Consider the following 16496-nt stretch of genomic DNA (forward strand, 5'->3'; position numbering starts at 1 on the left):
AGGCTCACCGGCAGCCCGAACATCAGGATGGGAAACGTCATCGATGGACAAGCCGGAAGAGCCGCCACTCGCGGACCCGGGGGAGCCGCAGGCGAGCAGAGTCACCACCATCGTGTTGATCGTCTCGCTCGTGCTCGTCGTGCTCGTCGCAGGCGTGGCCGGCACGGTTGCCGTCCTGATGACGAAAAACCCCGACATGCCGCTGTTAGGCGGCACGGTGCCGCACCGTCTGCCCGTGCCCATCCACTTCGCCCCGGTCCGGGAGACCAAGCCCGCGCCGTGCCCCGGCGACCCGGCCGTGCTGGATGAGGAGCAGAAGACCTGCTACCTGCTGGAGGACGGCGTCACGGTCCACGCCGTCCAGCAGATCGAGCCGGTGCGCGAGAAGGACGGCCAATACTCCGTGCGCATCGCGATCGCGCCGGCGTTCAAGGAGAAGCTGGTCCAGCTCATCGACGAGATGGTGATCGAGCAGCGGCAGGTGGCGGTCGTGCTCGCGCCTGAGCAGCCCGACCAGCCCAAGATCGTGCTGGCCGCGCCCATCGTCACCCAGGCCATGGACGGCGACAGCATGAGCATCACCGGGTTCACCGAGGAGGAGGCCCGCGCGCTGACCGCCCGCCTGCTCGGCCCAGGGGCGAGCGGCACCCCCGCGCCCACCGAACCCGCCGGCAGCAGCCCACCGGCCACGCCCCCCGGCACGACCGGCACCACAGGGACGCCCAGCACCACAGGGACCCCCGGCACCACGGGAAGCACGGGCACCACGGGAACGAACCCGGCCAACCCCGGCGTGACCAATCCCGCGACCAACTCCGGCCGCACCCCCGACCGCCACTACGCCACCTGCAAGGAGGCCGTGGCGGCCGGCTACGGGCCCTATCACAAGGGCACGCACGAGGAATACTCCTGGTACCCCGACGTCGACAACAACGGCACGGCCTGCAACTCCGCGGACATCCGCTAGTCGCTAGTCGAACAGCCGCTCAAGCCACTCGATCCCGAAGTACGCCAGGAAGATCGCCGACACGATCCACAACAACCACGGGATCTCGGCGAACTTCCCCTTGACGGCCTTGATGAGCGTGTAGACGATCACACCGGCGCCCACGCCGTTGGTGATCGAGTAGGTGAACGGCATCAGCGCGATGGTGAGGAACGCGGGCACGGCCAGCTCCAGGTCGTCCCACGGCACGTTCTTGCTCTGCATCATCATCAACGCCCCGACCAGCACCAGCGCGGGCGCCGCCGCGGCGGCCGGCACCACCGCGGCCAGCGGCGTGAACAGCAGCGTCAGCCCCAGCAGCGCCCCTGTGGCCACGCTGGCGAGGCCCGTCCGCGCCCCCTCGCCGACGCCGGCGGCCGACTCCACGAAGACGGTGTTGGCCGAAGAGCTCACCATGCCGCCCACGACGCCGCCCACACCGTCCACGGTCAGGACCCGGCCCAGCCGCGGGACGCGCCCCTGCTGGTCCACGAGCCCGGCCTCGTCGCTGACGCCGATGATCGTGCCCATCGCGTCGAAGAACCCGGACAACACCAGCGTGAACAGCACCACCGTCGCCGTCAGCGCACCCGCCCTGGCGAACCCGCCGAACAGATCGAACTGGCCGACCAGCCCGAATTGCGGCGCCGCCACCAGCGACTCGGGCACCCGCGGCGTGACCACGCCCCACGACCGGGGATCGATCGTGGCCACGGCGTTCACCAGGATGGACAGGGCCGCGGTCACGACGATGCTGATGAGGATGGCGCCAGGGACGCGGCGCGCGAACAGCGCGATCATCAGCAGCAGGCCGAAGCAGAACATCGTGACCGGCCAGCCTGTCAGGTGCCCGGTGGCGCCGAGCTGGACGGGCGTGCCCGCGCCCGCCGCCACGAAACCGGCGTCGACCAGCCCGATCAGCGCGATGAACAGGCCGATGCCCACGCTGATGGCATGCTTGAGCGCCAGCGGGATCGCGTTCATGATCAGCGTGCGCAGGCCGGTCACGGCCAGCACGATGATCGCGACGCCTTCGAGCACCACCAGGCCCATGGCCTCGGCCCACGTCATGTGCGGCGCGGCCTGGTAGGCGACCACCGCGTTCAGCCCCAGCCCGGCGGCCAGGCCGAAGGGGGCGTTGCCGATGAAGGCCATGAGCAACGTGCACACGGCCGCGGCCAGCGCCGTGGAGGTGGTCAGCTCGCCGATCGAGAGCCGGGCGCCCGTGACGTCCTTGGCGCCGGCCAGGATGATCGGGTTGAGCAGGATGATGTACGCCATGGCCACGAACGTGGTGATCCCGCCACGCACCTCGCGGCCGACAGTGGTCCCCCGCCCGGTCAGCTCGAAGAATCGGTCAAGCACACCATCCCCCAGACGATCAGGGGGATCGATTGGACCAGCCTAATAGAAAACCTGCTCATCAAGAGGCCGCCCCACCAGCGTGTCCGGTTAGGACCGTAGCGGCCGATCGATGCAGATTTTCTATGAGGACCCGGCGGGGGACAAGATCACGCCTTCTCGTGCCGCCCGTGGCCGACGAGGCCGACGAACTCCTCGAGCCCGATCGTGCCGTCGCCGTCGCGGTCGGCGGACTTGATGAACGCCTCGATCTCGCTCTCGGACGCGCCCTGCCCGCCCAGCGCCTCGTTGGCCTTGCGGATCTCGGCCGCGGTCAGCAGGCCGTCGCCGTCGGTGTCGAAGCGCCGGAATTCCGCCTCGGCCGCCTCACGTGCGCTTGCCATCGGATACCTCCCCGTTGTTGGACAAGGCGATATCTTCCGGCCTGATCGGAACACGCGTCAACCGGAGCCCGGTCGCCGCGCGCACCGCCGCGGCGATGGCGGGGGTGGAGGAGAGCGTCGGGGGCTCGCCCGCGCCGCGCAGCCCGTACGGAGCCGCCGGGTCGGGGTTTTCCAGGATCTTCAGCTGCATGGGCGGCATGTCGAGGATGGTGGGGATGAGGTAGTCGGTGAACGAAGGGTTCAGCACCTGGCCGTTCCGTATCTGGATCTCCTCCATCAGCGCCAGCCCGAGCCCCTGCGCGGTGCCGCCGTGGATCTGCCCCTCCAGCGCCAGCGGGTTCATGATCCGCCCCACGTCCTGCACCGCCGCCAGCTCCACCACCTTGACCAGCCCCAGCTCGACGTCCACGTCCACGACGGCCCGGTGCACGCACAACGCCAGCTGCGTGTGCGAGTCACCCTGCCCCGTCCGCGGATCCATCGGGTACGTGGGCCGGTGCCGATACTCGCGCGTCTCCTCGATCGGTCCGAACCTCTCCAGGGCCTCCCGCGCCGGCAGCCCCTTGAACCGCTCCCGCACGGCCTGGCAGGCGGCTCGCACCGCGCCGCCGGTCACGTACGACTGCCGGGAGGCCGACGACGAGCCCGCCGAGCCGACCTGGGTGTCGGCGGTGGCCACCGTGACGTTGGCGATGCCGAGCTCGGTGCGGGCGATCTGGGCCTGGATCGTCACCAGGCCCTGGCCCACCTCGGCGGCGGCCGTGTGTACGGTGACGTGCGGCTCCCCGCCCACCAGCTCGGCGCGCACGCGGGACGTGGAGTAGTCGTCGAAGCCCTCGGAGAAGCAGATGTTCTTGATGCCGACGCCGTACCCGACGCCGCGCCGCACCGACTCGCCATGCGTCGTCTGGGAGACGCCGCCGGGCAACCCCCGCAGGTCGCGATCCTCGGCGTCGGCGGGCAACGGCATGGCGTCCAGGTCGCGCAACATCTCGGCCAGCGGCGCCGGCGAATCGATCAGCTGGCCGGTGATGAGCCGCGAGCCCTGCGAGACGGCGTTGCGCACCCGGATCTCCACCGGCGACAACCCGCACGCCTCGGCCAGCCGGTCCATCTGCGACTCGTAGGCGTAGCAGGCCTGCACCGCGCCGAAGCCGCGCATCGCGCCGCACGGCGGGTTGTTGGTGTAGACGCCGGTGGCGTCCACATGCACGTTCGGCACCTCGTACGGTCCCACGCCGAGCGAAGCAGCATTGCCGACCACGGCAGGGGAGGAGGAGCAGTAGGCGCCGCCGTCCAGCAGGATGTCGGCCTTGACGTAGACGAGCTTGCCGTCGCGGGTTGCGCCGTGCTCGTAGCGCATCCGCGCCGGGTGGCGGTGCACGTGGCCGAAGAACGACTCCTCACGGCCGTAGACGATCTTGACCGGCCGGTTCAGGCGCAACGCCAGCATGCAGGCGTGCACCTGCATGGACAGGTCCTCGCGGGCGCCGAACGCGCCGCCCACACCGGACAACGTCAGGCGCACCTTCTCCGGCGGCAGGCCCAGGCAGGGGGCGAGCTGGTCGCGGTCCACGTGCAGCCACTGCGTGGCGATGAACAGGTCCACACCGCCGTCCTCGGCGGGCACCGCCAGGCCCGCCTCGGGGCCGAGGAAGGCCTGGTCCTGCATGCCGACCTCGTACTCGCCGCTGACCACGACCTCGGCCTCGAACGTGTGGCCCACGCGCACCGGCTGGTACCGCACGATCTCCCGGGACTCGCGAGGGTCGGTGACGGCCTCGCGGACCTCGTACTCGACCACGATCGCCGCGGCCGCCCTGCGGGCCGTCTCCGGATGGTCGGCCGCCACCAGCGCCACCGGCTCGCCCTGGTAGCGGACCTGGTCGATGGCCAGCACCGGCTGGTCCTTGTGCTCCAGCCCGTAGAACTTCGCGCCCGGCACGTCCTCGTGCGTCAGCACCGTCAACACGCCCGGGATCTTCAGCGCGGGACCCACGTCGATCGAGCGGATCCACGCCGACGGATGCGGGCTGCGCAGCGTCGCCCCCCACACCATGCCGTCGATCCACAGGTCGGAGGCGAAGGCGAACTCGCCGCTCACCTTCAGCGCCGCGTCAGGACGCCGCGCGCTCTCGCCGACGCCGTGCCCGATCGTCTGGGGCGGGGTCGTGTACGCCGTCTCCGTCATGCTCCGAGTAGAGCACCGCCGCCGGTCCCGGTCCTATGCGCGCGACGTGAAATCCATGTCAAAGCACGTAACATGCGGCTTGTATATTCCTCCAAGTGCGCATCAGTGACCTGCTGGCCATCGACGATCTGCGGTTGACGCTGCTCACCGGCGACCCGGATCGCGAGTTCAGCACGGTCCACATCACCGACCTGCCCGAGCCGGGGCGCTACCTGTCGGGCGGCGAGCTGGTGCTGACCGGGCTCATGTGGCGGCACACGCCGGAGGACTCCCGCCAGTTCGTGGCCGCGCTGGCCGAGGCCGGCGTCGCCGCCCTGGGCGCGGGAGCGGCCTGGCTGGGCCACGTGCCGGACGACCTGCTGGCCGCCTGCCAGGCCGCCGGCCTGCCGCTGATCGAGGTGCCGACCGAGGTCTCCTTCCGCACGCTGACCGAGCTGGTCGTGCCCCGGCTGTCCGGCGACGTACGCGACGCGCTGGGACGCCACCGCAGGCTGGTCGCGGCCATCGCCGAGGGCGCCGACCTGCGCGAGCTGTTCGAGCTGACGGCCGCCGAGCTGGGCGTCACCGGCGCCGTCCTGTCCGCCTCTGGCGGGATGATCGTCGGCGCCGTGCGCGACCCTGTAGGGCTGGCCAAGGCCTACCTGACGGCGCCGCGGCTGCCCGCGATGGTCGGCGGCAGCACGATCTTCGCGGTCGGACGCGGGCACCGGGCCGCGGGCTGGATCCTCGCCTGCGACGGCGACCTGATCGGCCGCGCCGACCTGGGCTACGAACTGGCCGCCTGCGTCGGGCTCGAACGCAGCCGTATGGAGGAGGGCCGCCGGGTGGAGCGGCGCCTGGCCGAGCAGCTCATCGTGGGCGCGCTGGGCGACGCCGACGTGGCCGAGCTCAACGCCAGGCTGCGCACGTGCGGGCTCGACGCGGCGGAGCCGTACGCGATCGTGAACGCCACCGCGCCCCGCCCCGGCGCCACCCGCGGACCCGACCCCGCCACGCTGGGCGGCCAGATCGTCGAGGAGTTGCTCGGCCGCGAGGTCGTGGCGGCGGCCGGCGCCGACGGCGCGGTCGCCGTGGTGCCGCTACGCGGGCGCACCACCGCCGAGCTGGCGGACCGGCTACGTACGGGGGTGGAGGTGCTGGCCGCACTGCCGGACAGCCGCGTCTGCGCCGGGCTGAGCGGCGCGCTCACCGGGGCCACCGCGATCAAGGGCGGCGTGGAGGAGGCGGGGCATGCCAGGCGGCTGGCCGAGGCCCGCGGTGGCGGGGTGGTGACCAGCGACGAGATCTACACGCACGCGCTGCTGCTGGCCACGGTGCCGGGCGACGTGCGCCGCTCGTTCGCGGCCCGGCTGTTGTCGCCGCTGCTCGACTACGACCGCCGGCACCAGTCGGAGCTGGTGCGCACGCTCGGCATCTTCCTCGACTGCGCCGGCTCGTGGAACGCCTGCGCCGAGCGGCTCCACGTGCACGTCAACACCGTCCGCTACCGCATCCGCAGGATCGAGGAGCTGACCGGCAGAAACCTGGCCACGATGGCCGACCGGGTCGACTTCTTCCTGGCCCTCAGAGACACGGGCCTGCCGCGGTAAGGACATACGAATTCGTGACCGGATGATAACGTTGCGTGCATGCCCTCCCCCCGGCACGACGCCCTCAACCGGCTCATCCGCGACCATCTCGACCTGCCGATACGCCTGCTGCGCGAGGTCGGCGGGATCCAATTGCCGAGCGACGCCCCGTTGTGGGTGGGGCCGGGAGACCTGCGGGACCGCATCTCCAGGGAGATGCATGCCGACACCGTCGTGTTCGGCGGCCCGCCCCAGGACCGATGGTTTTCCGCCATCGTCGAGGTCGAGACGGAAATGTCCGAGCAGAAGTTGCGGCAGACCGTCGAGGCAGCCGAAATGCTGCGGCTGGAGACTCGCAAACCGGTCTACGTCATGTTCATCACGCCCGATCCCTGCGCGGAGCGCTTCACCAGGAAGGTGGAGATCCGCAGCGGCTGCCTGACCATCATCATGCAGCCAGTGATCGTCGGGCCCGACCGCATCCCCGTCCTGACCGACTCGCAGCAGATGGCCGCGGACCTGCTGACAACGGCGCTGTCGGTGATGGCGCACGGTCACCTGCCGGAGGTCGCCCAGGCATTCATCAAGCTGCTCACCGACTTGCCAGACGACGACGCGGCGTCGCTGTTTGGTTACACTATCGACATGGCTGCGCCGCAGGCCCGCCGGCTTCTGGAGGAAACCGTGACGACCTACATCCCCGAGCACAGCTCCTGGGCCCAGAGCCTGTACCGCAAAGGCCAGGCCGCAGGCCGGGAAGAAGGTCGGGAAGAAGGTCGCGCCGAGGGAGAGGCGGCCTCCGTGCTCGCCGTTCTCCGCTTCCGAGGCATCGACATTCCCCCCGCCCGGCATATGCAGATCACCACCTGCACCGACCTTGCCCTCCTGGAGATCTGGCTGCGGCGCGCTCTGGAAGCCACGCACATCGACGAGCTTTTTGACGACGCTTCCGGGTCGGAACCCCGGTCCTAGTCGAGGAGGCCGGCCACGCCCGCCGCCTGGCCGAGGCCCGCACCTGCGGCGTGGTTACCAGCGACGAGATCTACACGCACGCGCTGCTGCTGGCCACGGTGCCGGGCGACGTGCGCCGCTCGTTCGCGGCCCGGCTGTTGTCGCCGCTGCTCGACTACGACCACCGGCACCAGCCGGAGCTGGTGCGCACGCTCGGGTTCTTCCTGGATTGCGCGGGGCCCTGTCACCCCAGATCCCGGCGACCACCTGGTTCATCGGGACGGGACGGGCGGCGGCGGAGGAGAGAATGGCGAGCGCAGCCCGCTGCCTGGCCGGACCGAGGTCGATGGGCTGGGAGGCGCTGGTGGCGCGCTCACCGCTCCCAGCAGGCGAATGAAGATCCCCTCGCCCACGCCGGCCTCCGTCGTAGCCCCCCATCCTGTGTCAGGAAGGCAGGGTGTCTCTCTCGACGTTCCATGCGGCCGGGGGCGAGACGATGTAGATCGAATATAGGAGCCGGTCGCTAAGCTGTGCTCAGCGCCGGGCGAGGGGGACCCGGAAGAGAGGGCACATGACATTACCTTGCCCGAGGCGCGGTGCGGTGTCGAGCCAGAGGCAGGCGGATGTGCCCTCTCTTGACGGACCTACCTCAACAGCAGTAGAGGTCGAACGACGATGCGATGGGGGCAGACGTTTCGGCGCTTGCGGCCGTAACATTACCTCCAATGGTTGCCGCACATGTGATCGCGGTAACCAGGGCGGACAGGGCAATGCGCATACGCATGGGGGTTCTCCCTCGCCTATGTAGTTGCTCGGACTTCATCTTCTCAGGGAGCGACGGCTGTGACCACATCTGACCTGGTCGGACTCCGCATTAAGACGGTTCGGCGACAACGTGGCCTGTCACAGGCCCAGCTGGCGCATCCCGAGTTGTCGGACAGTTACGTCTCGTTGATCGAGAGTGGCAAGCGTACCCCGACCCCGGCCGTCTTGGAGCTATTGGCCCAGAAACTGGACTGCTCACTCTCCTATCTGATCAACGGCGTGACCGCCGAGCAGATGGAGGACATCGAGCTCGCCCTCGGTTACGCGCGGCTGGCGCTCGAGAACGGAGAGGTCACCGAGGCCCGCAACCGCTTCGCCGAGCTCCTGGCCAACGCCAACCTCACGGGGCTCACCGCGCTGCGCCAGGAGACCCAGTTCGGCCTGGCCCTCGCCACCGAGGCCGCGGGCGATCTCGCGGAGGCGACCGCCATCCTGCTGAAGCTCCGGGAGGAGGAGCTGCCCCTCGAACGCAGGATCGAGCTCGCCATGGTGCTCTGCCGGGTCTACCGGGAGAGCCAGCGGCTGTCCGAGGCCGTCGAGGTCGGTGAGCGGATGCTCACCAGCAACGCCCGCCTGTCCTGGTCGGACTCGCTCGTCGAGCTGGCCGCCACCCTGCTGGCCGCCTACGTGGAGCGCGGCGACCTGCTGCGCGCCCGCCAGTTCGCGGCCGAGCTGCTCAACGCCGCCGACGCGCTCGGCACGCCCCGCTCGATCGTGGCCGCCAACTGGAACGCCTCCGCCGTCGCCTACGCCACCGGCCACATCGAGGAGTCGCTGTCGTTCGCCGAGCGTGCCCTGGCCGTGCAGCTGGAGAACGGTCATCCGCGCAACGTCGCCAGGATGCGCGTGGCGTACCTGCGCAAGCGGCTCAAGGCCCGGCCTGCGGAGGCCGAGTCCGTCCGCGACGCGCTGCGTGCGGCGGTCACCGAGTTCGAGCAGACCTCGACGAGCACGATCGACCGCGGTTACGTCCACGTGGATCTGGCCCTCGCCGAATACCTGACCGGCGACTACGACCTGGCCGTCAAGCACGCCACGCTCGGCAGAGACCTGGTTCCCAAGTTCGGGCACGCGGTCGGTGCCGAGGCCAACCTGCTGCTCGGCAAGGTCTACAACGCCGTCGGCCGCTCGGAGGAGGCAGCCGGCCACGTGGCGTCCGTACGCCAGTGGCTGACGCCGCTGCCCGACATCCGGCGCTCGGCCGCCACCTGGTACGCCGCCGCCGAGAGCATGGAGGAGCTGGGCGACTCCGACGGTGCGGTGGAGTCGTACCAGAGGGCTCTGGCCTGCGTAGGGCTGTAGCACGGTCCGGACCGGGCAGTGGCGTCGGTAGCCTTGGGGATGCCATGAAGACATCCCCGCTCGCGGCACTCACCGCGATACTCGCCGCCCTGCTCGTTCTCGGCACCGCGGGCCCGGCGCTGGCGCACGACGCGCTCAAGAGCAGCACCCCGGCCAAGGACGCCGTGGTCGAGGCCTTGGACGAGGTCGAGCTCGAGTTCACCGCCACGGTCCGCATGCCGTTCGTCATCGTGCGCGGGCCCGGCGACACCGCGCGGCAGGCCGGCGAGCCACAGGTGGACGGCAAGGTCGTGAGGCAGGCGGTGAAGGGCCCGCTGCCCGACGGGAAATACACGATCGCCTACCGGGTCGTGTCGTCCGACGGGCACCCGATCGAGGGGGAGATCCCGTTCACGGTCAAGGGGGCGAAGACGCCGTCCCCGAGCCCCGAGCCGTCCGGTGACGGGTCTCCCAGTGCGGCGCCGTCCGCGACCGCCGGCGCGTCCGCTCCTGCCGCGGAGCCGTCGTCACCCGTGGCCGACCAGGCGTCGGCCACCCAGGACGACGCCACCTTCCCCGTATGGCTGATCATCGTGGTCGGCGGGCTCGTCGGCATCGGCATCGGCTTCCTCCTCAGCGCACGGAGAAACAAGCCATGAGCAGGGCGGCGCGTCTCGCGCTCGCGGGAGCGGCGGCCGCGGTCGTCGCGCTGGTGATCGGCATGATCGCCGGAGGCAGGGCGTTCCCCAGGATCATCCCGGGGCTGCCCGACGCCGGCGCGGTCGTCCGGTGGGGGCTGCCACTGTCCAAGCTGCTCATGGACCTGACCGGCCTGCTCACCGTCGGGCTCCTGCTGACGGCCGCCACGCTGCTGCCTAACGACAAGGGCATGCTCGGCAAGCCCGCGCTCCACTACGTCAAGGGCGCCTCTTGGGCGGCGTTGGCCTGGGCCGGGGCGGCGTTCCTCGGCATCGTGTTCGGCGTGGCCGATTCGCTGGGCCGGACGGTGCCCCAGATCCTTGACGGCGCCTACCTCAGCAGCTACGCCACCCAGACCACGCAGGGCGTGGCGCTGACGCTCGTCGTGCTGTTCGGCGTGGCGATAGCGCTGTTCTCCCGGGGGGCGATCACCGCGGGCACCGCGGCCGGGCTGCTGGTGTTCGCCCTGGTCACGTTGCTGCCGGTGCCGCTCACCGGGCACTCCTCCTCCTCGCCCAACCACGACCTGGCCACCTCCGCGGTGGCGCTGCACCTGCTGGCGATCGCGCTCTGGGTGGGCGGCCTGGCCGTGCTGGCCGCCCATGCGCTGCGTGGGCAACCGCAGCTGGAGGTGGCCACCGCCCGGTTCTCCAGGATGGCCCTGTGGTGCTATGTCGGCGTGGGGTTGTCGGGAGTGTTCAGCCTGGTCGCGCGACTGGGCGCGGTGTCGGACTTGTGGACCTCCGAGTACGGCGTGCTGGCCGTGGCCAAGATCGTCGCGTTCGTGCTGCTCGGCTACGTCGGCTACTGGCACAGGCGGCGCACGCTGGCCCAGCTCGAGTCCGGCAAGCCCCGGGCGTTCGTCCGGCTCGCCAGCGGCGAGGCGCTCCTCATGCTTGCGACCGTCGGACTGGCCGTCGCGCTGTCGCGCACGCCGCCGCCGGAGTACGTCGTCCCCGCTGACCGGGCCTTCGACCTGCTCGGCTTTCCCCTTCCGCCGGAGATCACGGTCGCGAACGTGTTCGCCCTGTGGTGGTTGGACCTGTTCTTCGCCGTGGTCGCCGCCGTGCTGGCCGGGCTCTACGGGCTCGGCGTCCGCAGGCTCGCCAGGCGCGGCGACCGCTGGCCGCCGGGGCGCACGGTCTCCTGGTTCGCCGGCGTGGCGCTGCTGGTGTTCGCCACGCAGAGCGGGCTCGCCAGGTACGCCCAGGTCATGTTCGACATGCACATGATCGAGCACATGACCCTCTCCATGATCGTGCCGATCTTCCTCGTCCTCGGCGCGCCCGTCACGCTGGCCCTGCGCGCGCTCAAACCAGCGGCGCGGAAGGGCGACCGGGGGCCGCGAGAGTGGATCACGACGATCCTGCACAGCCGGTTCACGAAGGTCATCACGCATCCCGTCGTCGCCACGGCCATCTTCATCGGCTCCACGTACGCGCTCTACTTCACGCCGCTGTTCGAGTCCGCCATGACCGAACACCTGGGGCACATCTGGATGACCCTGCATTTCCTGATCAGTGGCTGCCTGTTCTTCTGGGTGATCATCGGAGTGGATCCCGGACCCAACCGGCTCCCGTACGTGGGGCGGCTGCTCATGCTCTTCGTCACCATGCCGTTCCACGCGTTCTTCGGCATCGCGCTGATGATGACGGGCTCGGTGATCGCCTCCGGCTGGTACGAGCAACTCGGCCGCACCTGGGGCGACACCCTGCTGCAGACCCAGCAGGACGGCGGGGCCATCGCCTGGGGGTTCGGCGAGATCCCGACGCTGATCGTGCTGCTGGCCATCGCCGTGCAGTGGTACAAGGACGACTCCCGGCAGGCGCGGCGCGCCGACCGCAGGGCCGACCGGACAGGCGCCGGAGATCCCGAACTCGACTCCTACAACGCCTACCTCGCCCGTCTCAACCGTGCTGACAAGGCCGAGTAGCCGTTCGGCCATGCCCTTCTATCCTCCAACTACAAGTCTCAGAACGGCCAGGTAGCCTTTCTTCCAGGGCAGACGGGCATAACCTCGTCAGCTAGCGAGCGCAGGCCTTGAGGGGGGAGTGCGCACCGCCAGTAACAGCACGCCGGAGTGGGGACCGGCGTCGGCCCGGGGTGCCGAGGAAGGCGAGATCCATTGTCGGAAGAGACACGCATGCGCGGGGGGCAAAGCCTGGCCGAGGCGCTTGAGAGCTACCTCGCCGAATGGTCTGAGCGTACGGGGATCGCCGTGGAGACCTGGGCACTGCCGGCCACCGACGTTCCGTCCCGCGTTTTCAGCAGCGTCATGGCCACCATGCGCGAGGCCCTGGACAACGTGGAGCAGCACAGCAGGGCCAGGACCGTGTCCATCGCCGTGACGGTCGGCAAGAGCGGACTGCGGATGACCGTCAGCGACAACGGCCAAGGCTTCCCCGCGACGGAGGCGGGGCGGGGGATCGCGCGGATGCGCGCGGCGTTCGCCGAGGTCGGAGGGACCTTGTCGGTCAACAGCGTGCTCGGCGAGGGCACCACGATCACCGGGGTGGTGCCCACACAACGTCACTGAGAGTGCCTGGCTACCGGCTAGGGGAGCGTGAGGATTTCGCTGCCCGTGTCCGTGACGACGATCGTGTGCTCGAACTGGGCCGTGCGCTTGCGGTCCTTCGTCACCGCGGTCCACTTGTCCGGCCAGATCTCGTAGTCGATCGTGCCGAGCGTGAGCATCGGCTCGATCGTGAACGTCATGCCCGGCACCAGCTCGACCCGTAGCGTCGGGTCGTCGTAGTGAGGGACCATCAGGCCGGAGTGGAAACTCGTGCCGATGCCGTGGCCGGTGAAGTCGCGGACGACGCCGTAGCCGAAGCGCTTGGCGTACGCCTCGATGACCCGGCCCACCACGTTGAGCTGCCGGCCGGGGGCGACCGCCTTGATGGCGCGCATCGTCGCCTCGCGGGTGCGCTCCACCAGCAGCCGGGACTCCTCGGCCACCTCGCCCACCAGGAACGTCGCGTCCGTGTCGCCGTGCACGCCGCCGATGTAGGCGGTGATGTCGACGTTGACGATGTCGCCGTCACGCAGCACGGTGTCGTCGGGGATGCCGTGGCAGATCACCTCGTTGATCGAGGTGCACAGGGACTTGGGGTAGCCCTTGTAGCCCAGCGTGCTGGGGTAGGCGCCGTGGTCGATGAGGAACTCGTGGCCGATCCTGTCGAGCTCGTCGGTGGTGACGCCCGGCTGGACGTGCTTGCCCACCTCCTCGAGCGCCTGGGCGGCGATCTTGCCGGCCACCCGCATGCGTTCGATGATCTCGGGGGTTTTCACGTCGGACTCGCCGATCTTGGGGCGCTTCTTGCCGACGTACTCCGGCCGCTCGATGTGGGCGGGGACCTTCCTCATGGGCGAGATTCGCCCTGGCTGGAGCAATGTCGTCATGAACCATGAGTGTACGGGGCAGAATTGACCACGTGAGCGAAGGCCAGTGGTGGTTCTGTCTCAAGCACATGCGGGTCGAGCCCGACCAGGGTTGCCCCAACAAGGACCGGATGGGTCCCTACTCCTCCGAGCAGGAGGCGGCCGGAGCGCTGCAACGCGCCGCCGAACGCAACAAGGCATGGGACGAGGCCGACCAGGACGACGATTAGGGCACGATGGCGTAGGCCCGGACGGGGAAGGTCCCCATGCCGGCGATCAGCGGTGGCGCGGCGTGGAAGCGGAAACCCTCGCCGGGCAGCTCCGCCAGGCCCGTCAGGTGCTCCACCAGCGGGATCCCCGCCCCGAGCAAGATCGTGTGGGCGGGGCGCTCGCCGCGCGGCGGGGTGTCGTCGATGTTGAGCGAGTCGATCCCGACCAGTGCCGCACCCTGATCGGCCAGCCACTTCGCCGACTCCGGCGCCAGGTAGGGGTGGCCGTGGAAGTAGGCATCCGTGCCGAAGTGGCGGTCCCAGCCCGTGTGGATCAGCACGGCCTTCCCGCGGACGTCCAGGCTCTGGTCCAGCACGACCTCCCGCGGTCCTTGCGCGCGTACCACCAGCCCCGGGAGGTCGGCGAGCTTGGTCAGCGGCACCTGGGACAGGTCGGGGCCGTCGGCGTAGCGGTGGTGGGGAGTGTCCAGGTAGGTGCCGGTGTTGGCGGCCAGGGTGATCGTGCCGATGTGGAACTCCGTGCCCGGCGCGTACACGTCGCGGGAATCCTCCCTGCTGAGATGCACGCCGAGCTTGGGGCCGGGGACGCCGGGATAGGTCACCATGCCGTCGACGATGCGATGGCTGAGCTCGACGATCATTTGGCCACTCCTACACGCGCGAGTTTGATCAGGGCCACCACGCCGATCGCGGCCCACACCAGGTTGAGTCCGGCCGAGGGCCACGCGGCGCTGTAGGCGCTGTTGACCATGAGACCGACCGAGCCGAACAGGTTGAGCAGCTGGTACGCCACCCCGTCTCCTGAGAGGCGGGACGACGATACCCGCGCGTAGCCGAGCAGGAGCGCGGCGGCGCCCGCCCAGCCGACGGCGGCGAGGAGCAGATCCATGGGCGCTATTGTCCGGATTTTCAGTGCTGAAGCACAAATAAAGAAACCTAAAGGTGGTCGTAAGCTGACCTGCATGGACATTGATCCTCGGCGGCTGCGCGTCCTGCACGAGGTCGCCCGCCGCGGCGGCGTGATGCGGGCCGCCGAGGCCCTCCACCTGACGCCCTCCGCCGTGTCGCAGCAGCTCGCCCAGCTCGAGCGCGAGGTCGGGCTGGCGCTCATCGACCGCTCCCAGCGCAGCGTGTCGCTCACCCCTGCCGGTCGGGTGCTGGCCGGGTACGCGGAACGGGTGGAGGAAGAGCTGCTGGAGGCCCGGCGGGAGCTCACCCGGTTCACCGAACGGCTGGCCGGGCCCGTGCGCATCGCCGCGTTCCCCACGGTGATCAAGCACGTGCTGGTGCCGGCCATGCGGGAGCTCGCCGTACGGCATCCCAAGATCGCGCCGATCATCCACGAGATCTACGGCCAGCCCGCGCTGCAGGAGCTGCGGATGGGCGCGGTGGACGTGCTCATCACCGAGCAGGACATGGGACTGCCCGCGCTGTCGCAGCCGTCGCTGAGCACGCGCCTGCTCTACGTGGACGAGTACCGCATCGTGCTGCCTCCCGACTGGCCGGACCCGCCGCGTACCTTCGCCGACCTGACGGAGGTGCCGTGGGTGGCCGGGGAGCCGAGCCAGGCGACCGGGCAGGCGCTGGAGCGGCTGGCGGGGCTGCACGGGTTCGAGCCGCGCAGGGTGCACGTCATCACGGAGTTCGGGCCGACGCTGGCGCTGGTGGCGGCGGGGCACGGGGTGGCGATCGTGCCGGCCCTGGCCCTCCTGGACGTGCCCGAAGGCGAGGTACGGGTGAGCGAGCTGCGGGACGTGGGCGCGCGCCGGCTGGACGCCGTGACCCGGGTCAGCCGTACGAGGTCGGGGGAGCCTGACCCGGTGCAGGCCGTGGTGATCGGCGCCATCGAGGAGGCCACGGCGGCGCTGGAGACGCCCCTCAGCGGCCGCCTGCGCACCCCCGAGCCGCTCGACTCCTAGCCCGGGCCCTGGCTCAGTCGGCCAGTTGCGGGCCGCTGACCTTCTCCAGGAGGCGGGCCAGGCGGGCGCGCAGGCCGAGCCGCTGCTCCACCTCCCCGGCCGCCGCGCTCACCAGGTGCTGCGCGCCGTCGAACGTCACCAGCCCGTCCCGCGGCACCGCGATCGCGTCGTGCGCCAGGCCGGTCAGCTCCGTGTCGCCACCCTCGATCGCCAGGATGGTCGCGCCCGTGCGGCGGGCGTCGTCGACCCGCTCCAGCAGCGGCACCGGCGCCTGCTGCTCCGACAGCACGAACAACGTCTCGCCCCGCGCCGCCCGTTCCAGCCGGTCGAGACCGACGCGCAGGTGGGCGGGCGCGTCCGGGGGCGGTGACCAGCGCACCAGGGTGGGCGTCAGCTGCGGCAGGCCGGAGAAGCGCGCCTCGTCGCTGAGATGCGCGGTCAAGTGCCACGGCTCGTCGTCAGGGGTGCCCACCAGCAGCAGGCCGCCGGGGGAGCGGGTGGCGCGCAGGGCGTGGCCGAGCTCGCGGGCGCGCTCGAGCCAGCCGGTCTGGGCCAGGAGTTCGCGCAGAAGGGCTACCGATCCTGAGTCCATGGCTTCCATGGTGCCTGACGGGCCCGCGCGGGGGAGGTGTTTCGCAAGTGGTGTATTGACACAAGCTGTGTTTTCTCGTCATTTCGGGCCTTGACATGGAGTTACCCTCGGGTAACGATCGGCTCGCGG

The 16496-nt window shown here is 70.2% G+C and carries 17 protein-coding genes; 9 read left to right on the plus strand and 8 right to left on the minus strand.

Going from position 1 to position 16496, the window contains the following annotated elements:
* The first annotated feature begins 43 nt into the window (after window positions 1-43).
* The gene (locus tag EDD27_RS55400; RefSeq protein WP_206641306.1) at window positions 44-967 is read left to right on the plus strand and encodes an excalibur calcium-binding domain-containing protein; all 924 of its coding nucleotides are present in this window, start codon (window positions 44-46) and stop codon (window positions 965-967) included.
* Between the two features lie 3 nt (window positions 968-970).
* Here EDD27_RS55400 and EDD27_RS07755 read toward each other — a convergent pair whose 3' ends face one another.
* From EDD27_RS07755 to EDD27_RS07765, 3 genes are all read right to left on the minus strand, one after another.
* Window positions 971-2350, minus strand: coding sequence for an NCS2 family permease (locus EDD27_RS07755; protein ID WP_127931755.1), 1380 nt, complete (start codon window positions 2348-2350; stop codon window positions 971-973).
* 146 nt (window positions 2351-2496) lie between these two features.
* Complete coding sequence (locus tag EDD27_RS07760; RefSeq protein ID WP_127931756.1) at window positions 2497-2730, minus strand: EF-hand domain-containing protein; 234 nt, start codon at window positions 2728-2730, stop codon at window positions 2497-2499.
* Entirely contained in the window at window positions 2714-4921 is a 2208-nt protein-coding gene (locus tag EDD27_RS07765) for a molybdopterin cofactor-binding domain-containing protein (protein ID WP_206641307.1), read from the minus strand. The genes EDD27_RS07760 and EDD27_RS07765 overlap by 17 nt, the downstream gene beginning before the upstream one ends.
* Before the next feature lie 95 nt (window positions 4922-5016).
* Between EDD27_RS07765 and EDD27_RS07770 the strand changes: the two genes are divergently transcribed.
* A complete protein-coding gene (locus EDD27_RS07770; RefSeq protein WP_127931757.1) occupies window positions 5017-6510 on the plus strand; it encodes a PucR family transcriptional regulator in 1494 nt (497 codons plus the stop codon).
* 39 nt (window positions 6511-6549) lie between these two features.
* Window positions 6550-7461 (plus strand): hypothetical protein, encoded by a 912-nt coding sequence (locus tag EDD27_RS07775; RefSeq protein WP_127931758.1) that lies wholly within the window; start codon window positions 6550-6552, stop codon window positions 7459-7461.
* Here the strand turns inward: EDD27_RS07775 and EDD27_RS54015 are convergent.
* Complete coding sequence (locus EDD27_RS54015) at window positions 7458-7688, minus strand: hypothetical protein (RefSeq protein ID WP_164903531.1); 231 nt, start codon at window positions 7686-7688, stop codon at window positions 7458-7460. The genes EDD27_RS07775 and EDD27_RS54015 overlap by 4 nt on opposite strands.
* A gap of 595 nt (window positions 7689-8283) precedes the next feature.
* Between EDD27_RS54015 and EDD27_RS07785 the strand changes: the two genes are divergently transcribed.
* The 4 genes from EDD27_RS07785 (at window position 8284) to EDD27_RS07800 (ending at window position 12781) form a co-directional block, all read left to right on the plus strand.
* Window positions 8284-9567, plus strand: coding sequence for a helix-turn-helix domain-containing protein (locus tag EDD27_RS07785; protein ID WP_127931759.1), 1284 nt, complete (start codon window positions 8284-8286; stop codon window positions 9565-9567).
* 44 nt (window positions 9568-9611) lie between these two features.
* Window positions 9612-10205 carry a copper resistance CopC family protein gene (locus tag EDD27_RS07790; protein WP_127931760.1) on the plus strand — a complete coding sequence of 198 codons (594 nt, stop codon included), beginning with the start codon at window positions 9612-9614 and terminating at the stop codon, window positions 10203-10205.
* Window positions 10202-12178 carry a bifunctional copper resistance protein CopD/cytochrome c oxidase assembly protein gene (locus EDD27_RS07795; protein ID WP_127931761.1) on the plus strand — a complete coding sequence of 659 codons (1977 nt, stop codon included), beginning with the start codon at window positions 10202-10204 and terminating at the stop codon, window positions 12176-12178. Before EDD27_RS07790 ends, EDD27_RS07795 begins: the two co-directional genes overlap by 4 nt.
* A 210-nt stretch (window positions 12179-12388) precedes the next feature.
* On the plus strand, window positions 12389-12781 hold the full coding sequence (locus tag EDD27_RS07800) for a sensor histidine kinase (RefSeq protein ID WP_127931762.1): 393 nt from the start codon (window positions 12389-12391) through the stop codon (window positions 12779-12781).
* Window positions 12782-12798: 17 nt separating this feature from the next.
* On the opposite strand, the gene map is transcribed toward EDD27_RS07800, so the two are convergent.
* On the minus strand, window positions 12799-13647 hold the full coding sequence (gene map, locus EDD27_RS07805; protein ID WP_127931763.1) for a type I methionyl aminopeptidase: 849 nt from the start codon (window positions 13645-13647) through the stop codon (window positions 12799-12801).
* Window positions 13648-13652: 5 nt separating this feature from the next.
* Here map and EDD27_RS07810 point away from each other — a divergent pair, with 5 nt between their 5' ends.
* Window positions 13653-13856: a hypothetical protein gene (locus EDD27_RS07810; RefSeq protein WP_127931764.1), complete on the plus strand. Its 204-nt coding sequence runs from the start codon at window positions 13653-13655 to the stop codon at window positions 13854-13856.
* Here EDD27_RS07810 and EDD27_RS07815 read toward each other — a convergent pair.
* Together EDD27_RS07815 and EDD27_RS07820 are read right to left on the minus strand one after the other, a co-directional pair.
* Window positions 13853-14497, minus strand: a complete 645-nt coding sequence (locus EDD27_RS07815; protein ID WP_127931765.1) for a cyclase family protein — start codon at window positions 14495-14497, stop codon at window positions 13853-13855. The genes EDD27_RS07810 and EDD27_RS07815 overlap by 4 nt on opposite strands.
* Window positions 14494-14745: a CBU_0592 family membrane protein gene (locus EDD27_RS07820; protein ID WP_127931766.1), complete on the minus strand. Its 252-nt coding sequence runs from the start codon at window positions 14743-14745 to the stop codon at window positions 14494-14496. Before EDD27_RS07820 ends, EDD27_RS07815 begins: the two co-directional genes overlap by 4 nt.
* 73 nt (window positions 14746-14818) lie before the next feature.
* Here EDD27_RS07820 and EDD27_RS07825 point away from each other — a divergent pair, with 73 nt between their 5' ends.
* Window positions 14819-15775 (plus strand): LysR family transcriptional regulator, encoded by a 957-nt coding sequence (locus tag EDD27_RS07825; RefSeq protein WP_127931767.1) that lies wholly within the window; start codon window positions 14819-14821, stop codon window positions 15773-15775.
* Between the two features lie 13 nt (window positions 15776-15788).
* On the opposite strand, the gene EDD27_RS07830 is transcribed toward EDD27_RS07825, so the two are convergent.
* Window positions 15789-16367: a hypothetical protein gene (locus EDD27_RS07830; protein WP_206641308.1), complete on the minus strand. Its 579-nt coding sequence runs from the start codon at window positions 16365-16367 to the stop codon at window positions 15789-15791.
* Between the last annotated feature and the right edge of the window lie 129 nt (window positions 16368-16496).

It is taken from the genome of Nonomuraea polychroma (assembly GCF_004011505.1).
Taxonomy (GTDB): Bacteria; Actinomycetota; Actinomycetes; order Streptosporangiales; family Streptosporangiaceae; genus Nonomuraea; species Nonomuraea polychroma.